The 8,673-nt window shown below is 73.5% G+C and carries 7 protein-coding genes; 5 read left to right on the top strand and 2 right to left on the bottom strand.

From position 1 onward, the window contains the following. Nucleotides 1-56 precede the first annotated feature (56 nt). Nucleotides 57-563 carry a DUF4112 domain-containing protein gene (locus tag MNZ39_RS22110; protein ID WP_242341262.1) on the bottom strand — a complete coding sequence of 169 codons (507 nt, stop codon included), beginning with the start codon at nt 561-563 and terminating at the stop codon, nt 57-59. Nucleotides 564-627: 64 nt separating this feature from the next. Here MNZ39_RS22110 and cimA point away from each other — a divergent pair, with 64 nt between their 5' ends. From cimA to MNZ39_RS22085, 5 genes are all read left to right on the top strand, one after another. Then, complete coding sequence (gene cimA / locus MNZ39_RS22105) at nt 628-2,196, top strand: citramalate synthase (RefSeq protein WP_242341261.1); 1,569 nt, start codon at nt 628-630, stop codon at nt 2,194-2,196. Further along, nucleotides 2,193-3,257 (top strand): 3-isopropylmalate dehydrogenase, encoded by a 1,065-nt coding sequence (gene leuB / locus MNZ39_RS22100; protein ID WP_242341260.1) that lies wholly within the window; start codon nt 2,193-2,195, stop codon nt 3,255-3,257. The genes cimA and leuB overlap by 4 nt, the downstream gene beginning before the upstream one ends. 176 nt (nt 3,258-3,433) lie before the next feature. Further along, nucleotides 3,434-4,915, top strand: coding sequence for a M48 family metalloprotease (locus MNZ39_RS22095; protein WP_242341259.1), 1,482 nt, complete (start codon nt 3,434-3,436; stop codon nt 4,913-4,915). 42 nt (nt 4,916-4,957) lie between these two features. Next, nucleotides 4,958-5,935: an aldo/keto reductase gene (locus tag MNZ39_RS22090; protein ID WP_242341258.1), complete on the top strand. Its 978-nt coding sequence runs from the start codon at nt 4,958-4,960 to the stop codon at nt 5,933-5,935. Between the two features lie 267 nt (nt 5,936-6,202). Continuing rightward, entirely contained in the window at nt 6,203-6,469 is a 267-nt protein-coding gene (locus MNZ39_RS22085) for a hypothetical protein (RefSeq protein ID WP_242341257.1), read from the top strand. A gap of 63 nt (nt 6,470-6,532) precedes the next feature. Here MNZ39_RS22085 and fusA read toward each other — a convergent pair whose 3' ends face one another. Further along, nucleotides 6,533-8,602: an elongation factor G gene (gene fusA / locus MNZ39_RS22080; RefSeq protein ID WP_305037346.1), complete on the bottom strand. Its 2,070-nt coding sequence runs from the start codon at nt 8,600-8,602 to the stop codon at nt 6,533-6,535. Between the last annotated feature and the right edge of the window lie 71 nt (nt 8,603-8,673).

Here is an 8,673-nt window from a genome sequence, read left to right as displayed (position 1 = left end):
CGCGCCTCGCCCCCGGCGACGACCGGCCGCGCCCGCGCCCCCTCCCGCCGCGCCGGTCAGCCCGCCCGCAGCTCGCCGTAGGCCCACGCGGCGACGCGAAAGGCGGCGAACGCCACCGCCGCCGTCACGGCGAGCGCCGCGGCGAGCACGCCCGCGACGACGAGCCCGCTCGCGCGGCGCGTCGGCGCGGGCGCCGCGAGCCAGGTCTCGAGGAGCCGCACGTTCCTGAGGTTCGCCTTGAAGCCGGCGTCGAAGAGGTCGCCGAGGAGCGGCACCGCGCCCACGACCGCGTCGACGGCGAGGTTCATCCCCATCCGCGCGACGAGCACCGCCGGGGCCCCGAGCCGCCACGCCACGAGGAGCACGTACGCCGCCGCCACGCTCGTCGCGACGTCGCCCACGCCTGGGAAGAGCCCGATGATGGGGTCGAGGCCGATGCGCAGATCGGTCCCGGGGATGCGGAACGCGGCGTCGAGCCAGCGCGCGACGAGCCGCGCCTCGCGCAGCCTGGGATCGGGCGCCCGGCCGGCGCCGCCGATTTCGAAGTCAGCGCCGTCGAGCACGCGACCGCCCCGAGACCCGGGCGCGCGGCGTGTATACTCCCCCTTCTTTCTCGACGGACGGCCCATGATCCAGATCTACGACACCACGCTGCGCGATGGCACCCAGCGCGAGGGGATCTCCCTCTCGTGCGAGGACAAGCTCCGGATCGCGCGCCGCCTCGACGAGCTCGGCGTGGCCTTCGTGGAGGGCGGCTGGCCGGGCTCGAACCCCAAGGACGCCGAGTTCTTCGCGCGCGCGCGCGACCTGCCCTGGCGGCGGGCGGCCGTCGCGGCGTTCGGCTCGACCTGCCGCGTCGGCGGGGTGCCGGAGGACGACGCGAACCTGCGGGCGCTCCTCGACTCGGGCGCGCCGGTGTGCACCGTGGTCGGCAAGACCTGGACGCTGCACGTGACCGACGTGCTGCGCGCGAGCCTCGACGAGAACCTGCGGATCATCGAGCAGAGCCTGGCCTGGCTCCGCGAGCGCGGCCGCCGCGTCATCTACGACGCCGAGCACTTCTTCGACGGCTGGCGCGCCGACTCCGGCTACGCGCTCGCCACGCTCGAGGCCGCCACGCGCGGCGGCGCCGAGACGCTGGTGCTGTGCGACACGAACGGCGGGACGCTGCCGTGGCAGGCGGCCGAGATCATCCGCGCGGTCCGCGCCCGGGTGAAGACGCCGCTCGGCGTCCACGCCCACGACGACTCCGGCACGGCGGTGGCGACCTCGCTCGCCGCGGTGCACGAGGGCGCGATCCAGGTGCAGGGCACGATCAACGGCTACGGCGAGCGCTGCGGCAACGCCGACCTCTGCTCGGTCATCCCCGGGCTCGAGCTGAAGCTCGGGCTGCGGTGCCTGCCCGAGGGCCACCTCCAGTCGCTCACCGAGCTCTCCCACTTCGTCGCCGAGGTCGCGAACCTCGCCCCCGACGAGCACCTCCCGTACGTCGGCCGCTCGGCGTTCGCCCACAAGGGCGGGATCCACGTCGCGGCGATGCGGCGCAACGCGGCCTCGTACCAGCACGTCCTGCCCGAGCTCGTCGGCAACCAGATGCGCGTCGTCGTCTCCGAGCTCTCCGGCCGCGGCAACCTGCTCTCGAAGGCGGAGGAGCTGGGGCTCGGCGCGGGCGAGGGGGTCGCCGACGTGCTCGAGGAGATCAAGACGCTCGAGGCGCGCGGCTTCTCGTTCGAGGCGGCCGAGGCGTCGGTGGCGCTCATGATGAAGCGGCACGATCCGGGGTACCGCGCGCCGTTCGAGCTCGTCGACTTCCTCGTGAACGTCGAGCACCGCGACGGGCGAGGGCTCTTCTCGGAGGCGATGGTGAAGGTGCGCGTCGACGGCGAGCTCCTGCACACCGCCGCCGAGGGCGACGGGCCGGTCGACGCGCTCGACGCGGCGCTGCGCAAGGCGCTCCTGCCGCGCTACCCTCGCATCGCCGAGCTCAAGCTCGTCGACTACAAGGTCCGCATCCTGGACGGCAAGAACGGCACCGCGGCGGTCACGCGCGTGCTCGTGGACACGCAGCACGGCAAGCGCGTCTGGAGCACGGTGGGCGCCTCGCCGAACATCATCGAGGCGAGCTGGCGCGCGATCGTGGACGCCCTGGAGTACGGGATCACGATCGCCGCGGAGAACGGAGGGAGCGAAGCGTGAGGGCGAAGATCGTCGTTCTGCCCGGTGACGGCATCGGGCCTGAGGTGACCGCGGAGGCGATCCGCGTGCTCGAGGCGGTGGCGCGGAAGGGCGGCCACGTCTTCGAGCTGTCCGAGCACCTCATGGGCGGGTGCTCCATCGACCGGCACGGCACCGCGCTCACGCCGGAGGTGCTCGCCGCCTGCCAGGCCTCGAGCGCGGTCCTCCTCGGGGCGGTCGGCGGGCCGAAGTGGGACGACCCGGCGGCCAAGGTCCGGCCGGAGCAGGGGCTCCTCGGGCTGCGCAAGGGGCTCGGCGTCTTCGCGAACCTGCGCCCGGTGCGCGTGCACCCCGCGCTCGTGGACGCGTCGCCGCTCAAGGCGGACCGCCTCGCGGGCGTGGACCTGCTCGTGATCCGCGAGCTCACCGGCGGCCTCTACTTCGGCCAGCCGAAGGGCCGGGAGGAGAAGGACGGTCACGTCCGCGCCGTCGACACGCTCGAGTACCACGACTACGAGGTGCAGCGGGTGGTGGAGCTCGCGTTCAGGCTCGCCCGCGGCCGCCGGCGCAAGGTGACGTCGGTCGACAAGGCGAACGTGCTCGAGTCCTCCCGCCTGTGGCGGCAGGTGACGAGCGCGATCGGCGCGGCGAACCCCGACGTGGCGCTCGACCACATGCTCGTGGACACCGCCGCGATGCGGCTCGTCGCGGCGCCTGCGTCGTTCGACGTCGTCGTCACCGAGAACATGTTCGGCGACATCCTCACCGACGAGGCGTCGGTGCTCGCCGGCTCGATGGGCATGCTCCCGTCGGCGTCCATCGGGGCGGGCGGGCCGGGCCTGTACGAGCCGATCCACGGCTCCGCGCCGGACATCGCCGGCAAGGGGATCGCGAACCCGCTCGGCACCATCCTCTCGGCCGCGATGATGCTCCGCCACTCGCTCGGGCTCGAGGCGGAGGCGGCGGCCGTCGAGAGGGCGGCGGACGCGGCCGTCACCGACGGCGCGCGCACCCGCGATCTCGGCGGCACGCTGTCCACCCGGGCGATGGCGGACGAGGTGCTGCGGCGCCTCGCGAGCTGAACGCCCGGGTCCGGCCCCGCCCGGTCGCCCGCGCGACCGCCTCCATCGGGTCCAGGCGACCGAGGGTGAGGCGCGGAGCAGGAACGGTCCGTAAAATGAATTCGAGGCGTGCCCGTCCGTGATCCTCGGGGCGGGCGCCTTCGACTTTCGACCGTTCGCTCGAGGAGACAGCTCCCATGACCCGTCGCTCCACGGCCGCTCGCTCGCTCATCGCCCTCCCGATCGCCCTCGCGCTCGCCGGCGCGTGCGCGGTGAACCCGGTCACCGGAAAGCGCGAGCTCTCGCTCGTCTCCAAGGATCAGGAGATCGCGCTCGGCAAGCAGAGCGCGGAGCAGGTGAAGCAGCAGATGGGCGTCTACCCGGACGAGAAGGTCCAGGCCTACGTCCGCGAGATCGGGATGCGCATCGCCAAGGCCTCGGAGCGGCCGGATCTCCCGTGGCAGTTCACCGTCCTCGACGACCCCACCGTCAACGCGTTCGCGCTGCCGGGCGGTCCGGTGTTCATAACGCGCGGCATCCTCACGTACCTCGGCTCGGAGGCCGAGCTCGCGAGCGTGCTCGGGCACGAGATCGGGCACATCACGGCGCGCCACTCCGTCGAGCAGCTCTCGAAGCAGCAGCTCGCCCAGCTCGGGCTCGGAGTCGGGATGATCGTCTCTCCGGAGCTCGCGCAGGTGGGGCAGGCGGCCGCCGCGGGGCTCCAGCTCCTGTTCCTCAAGTACGGCCGCGACGCCGAGCGCCAGGCGGATCAGCTCGGCTTCAAGTACATGGCGCAGCAGGGCTACGACGTGCGCGAGATGTCCAAGGTGTTCGTCACCCTCGAGCGCTCCAGCGCGCAGCAGGGGGCGGGGCGCGTCCCGGAGTGGCAGTCGACGCACCCCGACCCGGGCAACCGCGCCGAGACCGCGCGCGAGCGGGCCGCGAAGGCGACGATCCCGCCGGGCGCCAAGGTGGAGCACGATCGCTACGTCCAGCTCGTGTCCGGGATGGTCTTCGGCGACGACCCGCGGCAGGGCTTCTTCAAGGGCGACACGTTCCTGCACCCGGACCTCAAGTTCCAGATGAAGTTCCCGCAGGGCTGGAAGGCGCAGAACGCCCCGAGCGCGGTCGTGGCGGTGAGCCCGAAGCAGGACGCCGCCCTCCAGCTCGCGGCCGCCGGGAAGCTCTCGCCCGAGGAGGCGACGAAGAAGTTCTTCCAGCAGGAAGGGGTGAAGCCGCTGCAGGCGCCGCAGTCCGGGACGCTCGGGGGACAGGCCGCGACGGCGAGATACTTCCAGGCGCAGACGGACCAGGGCGTGCTGAACGGGATCGTGTCGTTCGTGTCGCACGGCGGCCTCACCTACCAGCTGGTCGGCTACTCCCCGGCCCAGGCGTTCTCCGGCTACGAGGCGACCTTCAAGCAGGCCCTCTCGACCTTCGGCCCGCTCACGGACAAGTCCGCGGAGAACGTCCAGCCCGCCAAGGTGGAGGTCGTCCGCGTCCCGCGCGAGATGACGATCTCGGAGTTCAACCAGCAGTTCCCGTCCACCGTGCCGCTCGACGTCGTCGCCATCGTGAACGGCGTCGACAAGGACGGGAAGCTTCCCGGCGGCACGACGGCGAAGCGCATCACGGGCGGCGTGCCCGCGAAGCAGCTCCAGCAGCAGCCCGGGTCGTGAAGGGCTCCCTCGCGCCGGCCCGCGTCGGGTAACCTCGCGGCCATGGAACTGGATGCGCTCGGCGCGGCGCGGCTCCGCCGCCTCGCCCTCGGCACGGCTGCCATCGGCCGGCCCGCGTACATGACCCTCGGCCACGCCGAGGACCTCGCGGGCGGCCGCTCGCCGGAGCAGCTGGAGCGCCACGCCCACGCGGTCCTCGACGCCGCCCTTGCGGCCGGCGTCCGGTGGGTGGACGCGGCGCGCTCGTACGGCCGCGCGGAGGCGTTCGTCCGCTCCTGGCTCGACGCGCGCGGCCTCGCGCCCGGCGAGGTGACCGTCTCGTCGAAGTGGGGCTACCGCTACGTGGGCGGGTGGCGCCTCGACGTGGAGCGGCACGAGGTGAAGGATCACTCCCTCGCTGCGCTCGAGGAGCAGCTCGCCGAGACGCGCGCGATCCTCGGCCCGCACCTCGCCCTCTACCAGATCCACTCCGCGACGCTCGAGACCGGGGTGCTCGACGACGCGGGGGTGCTCGACGCGCTCGCGCGCCTGCGCGACGGCGGGGTCCGCGTGGGCCTCACCGTGACGGGCGTGCGGCAGGCGGAGACGGTCCGGCGCGCGCTCGCGGTGTCGCGCGGCGGGACGCCGCTCTTCGCGAGCGTGCAGGCCACCTGGAACGTGCTGGAGCGCTCCAGCGAGGAGGCGCTCCGCGAGGCGCACGCCGCCGGCCGGACCGTGATGGTGAAGGAGCCGCTCGCGAACGGCCGGCTGACCGCGCGAGGGGACGCGGGCGCGTCGGGCCCGCTCGCGGACCTCGCGCGCGCCCGGGGCTCGACTCCCGACGCCGTCGCGCTCGCCGCGGCGCTCGCGCAGCCATGGGCCGACGTGGTGCTGCTCGGCCCCACCACCGTGGCGCAGCTCCACTCGAACCTCGCCGCCGCGCACCTCGTGCTCGCTCCCACCGAGCTCGCCACCCTGGCGACGCTGGCGGAGCCCGCCGCCGCGTACTGGGAGCGGCGCGCGCGGCTCGCGTGGACGTGACCCGCGAGTGCCTGTTGGGGCTGGGGTCTCGCCGGGCCCCTCCGCTGAAGGCGTGTGGTGGACCGATGTAGTCCATGTTGACTGAATCGGTCCACTTCGTTGTGCCCGTGGGATATCCCAGGACGCGGGTTGGTGGGCGACGTGATGTAAGTCAAAACACGGCCTGCAACCCCGCGGAATAATTCAACAGGGCGACAAGTTGCCGCATGGCGCGGGTCAACCGGGCCCCGTATCCCGAGTCCAAGCACCTGGACACGGGAGACGCCCATGAGCGAGTCCGAGACCGAGGTCGTCACCATCGCGGCAGAGATTCAAGCGGCGCCCGCAGCTCCCCTCTCGATCGCGAAGCGCCTCCGGGCCTTCGGAGACTTCATCTCGCAGGCCGTGGCGGTCGCCTTCACGGTGGCCCTGGCGGCGGTCACGGCGCTCGCGGCCCTGCTCGCCGTGACGCTGTTCGCCCCGGTGTTCCTCGTCCTGTTCGCCCGGGCGCTGCGACGCCAGGAGCAGCTCAGGCTCTCGCGCGCGGCGGCCTGACGGGCCGTCGAGGATCGACGCTTCACGACGCCGTCCGGCTCGAGCGCCGCGGCCGCGGGCCGCTCACGACAGGGCGTCGAACCGGTCGAAGCGCATCGTGAATACCGCCCGGCCCTGCGTGAGCGACCGGAGCTCGGTCGCGTACCCGAACATGCGGCGCAGCGGCGCCTCGCTCTGGATCGCCTTCGTGGCCGCGCCGCGATCCGCCACGTCGAGGATCGTCCCGCTGCGCTGGTCGAGGCTGCCGATCACCGCGCCGAGGTGCTCGCCGGGCGCGACGATCTCCACCCGCATCACGGGCTCGAGGAGCACCGGCCGCGCGCGACCGGCGGCCTCGCGCACCGCGTCGGCCGCGGCGACCTTGTACGCCATCGGCTTCGACCCGCCCTCGCGCCACGTCGCGCCGGTGAGCACCACCTCCACGTCCTGGAGCGGATAGCCCTCGAGCACGCCGGCCTCCGCCGCCTCGCGCGCGCCCTGCTCGACCGCGCCGCGCACCTCGGCGCGCAGGAACGGCAGCGCCGCCGCTGCGGGGTCGACGCGGAAGCGGAACCCGCCGCCCCGCGCGAGCGGGCCCACCCGGACCGTCACCTGGGCGAAGAGCTCGAGCTCCTCGGTCTTGCGCTCGAACGCGGCGGTCGCCTCGCCCTCGGCGGTGAGGGTCTCGCGCATGAGCACCTGCGGCTGGCCGGTCCGGACGGCCAGCCCGAACTCGCGGCGCAGCCGCTCGGCGACGATCTCGAGGTGCAGCTCGCCCATCCCCGACACGATGAGCTGACCGGTGTCCGGGTCCTCGCCGAAGCGGAAGCTCGGGTCCTCGTCCGTGACCCGCGCGAGCGCCTCGAGGAGCGCCTCGCGGTCGGAGAGCGACGCGGCCTCGATCGCCTGCGAGATGACGGGCTCGTACCCGGAGAGCCGCTCGAGCACCACCGGGTGGCCGGGATCGGAGAGCGTGTCGCCGGTGCGCGTCTCCTTGAGGCCGGTGACCGCGAAGATCTGACCCGCCCCGAGCGCGGGCGCCCGCTTCTTCTGCACCGCGTGCATGAGGAGCACGCGCGAGACCTTCTCGTGCCTGCGCAGGCTCGCGTTCCAGACGGTGTCGCCCTCGGCGATCCGCCCCGAGTAGACGCGCACGAAGACGTGCCGCCGCTTCTCGTCCAGGAGCGACACCTTGAAGGCGAGCGCCACGAGCGGCGCGTGCTCGTCGGCCGGACACGCCACCGCCTCGCCCGTGCGAGGGTCCTCGCCTCGCGCCGGCGGGACGTCGAGCGGGGAGGGGAGGTAGTCGCAGATGGCGTCGAGCACCTGCGGCACCCCCTTGTTGCGGAGCGCGGAGCCGCACAGGAGCGGGACGAACCTCCCGGTCAGCGTGGCGCGCCGGATCGCGCTCCGCAGCGCGCCCTCGTCCACCGGGGCGTCGGAGAGGACCGCCTCGGCCATGGCGTCGTCCACGTCCGCGAGCCGCTCGACGAGCGCCTGGCGCTCGGCCTCGCCCTCGCGCGAGATCCCCTCCGACTCGGTGAACGCCCGCGGGTCGTCCACGTCGCCGAAGCGCAGCGTGCGCCGGGAGACGAGGTCCTCGAACCCCTCGAACGCCGCCTCGGCGCCGAGCGGCCGCTGCACGGGCGCGATCACCTGGTCCGGGAAGCGTCGCCGCATCGAGGCGAGCGTCATCGCGAAGTCGGCGCCGACGCGGTCCATCTTGTTCGCGAAGGCGATGCGCGGCACCCGGTAGCGGTCGGCCTGCCGCCACACCGTCTCGCTCTGCGGCTCCACCCCGTGTCCCGCGTCGAAGACCGCGATGGCGCCGTCGAGCACGCGCAGGGAGCGCTCCACCTCGATCGTGAAGTCCACGTGGCCGGGGGTGTCGATGAGGTGCAGCTCGTGCCCGCGCCACTCGAAGCTCGTCACCGCGGAGGTGATGGTGATGCCCCGCTCGCGCTCGAGGTCCATCCAGTCCATCACCGCGAGGCCGTCGTGCACCTCGCCCATCTTGTGCGTGCGCCCGGCGACGAAGAGCAGCCGCTCGGTGAGCGTCGTCTTCCCGGCGTCGATGTGCGCCATGATCCCGATGTTCCGGATGGCGCGGATGCGCCGCTCGCCCGCCGCAGGTCTCGGGCCGTCGCTCGTCATGGCTGCCCCCGGCGCCGCCTCGACCGCGGCGCGCGAGGAGTATACGGCGGCGCGGCGCGCGGCGGCGCGCG

Origin of the sequence: Anaeromyxobacter sp. SG66 (assembly GCF_022690805.1) — a bacterium.
Classification (GTDB): Bacteria; Myxococcota; Myxococcia; order Myxococcales; family Anaeromyxobacteraceae; genus Anaeromyxobacter; species Anaeromyxobacter soli.
This window is presented reverse-complemented; position numbering and strand designations above follow the sequence as displayed.

What these genes read in the sequence shown, in the direction of transcription:
- MNZ39_RS22095 (WP_242341259.1), top strand. Translation starts at nt 3,434, where the DNA reads ATGACCCGTCGCTCCACGGCCGCTCGCTCGCTCATCGCCCTCCCGATC.
- fusA (WP_305037346.1), bottom strand. Translation starts at nt 8,602, where the DNA reads ATGACGAGCGACGGCCCGAGACCTGCGGCGGGCGAGCGGCGCATCCGC.
- cimA (WP_242341261.1), top strand. Translation starts at nt 628, where the DNA reads ATGATCCAGATCTACGACACCACGCTGCGCGATGGCACCCAGCGCGAG.
- MNZ39_RS22085 (WP_242341257.1), top strand. Translation starts at nt 6,203, where the DNA reads ATGAGCGAGTCCGAGACCGAGGTCGTCACCATCGCGGCAGAGATTCAA.
- MNZ39_RS22090 (WP_242341258.1), top strand. Translation starts at nt 4,958, where the DNA reads ATGGAACTGGATGCGCTCGGCGCGGCGCGGCTCCGCCGCCTCGCCCTC.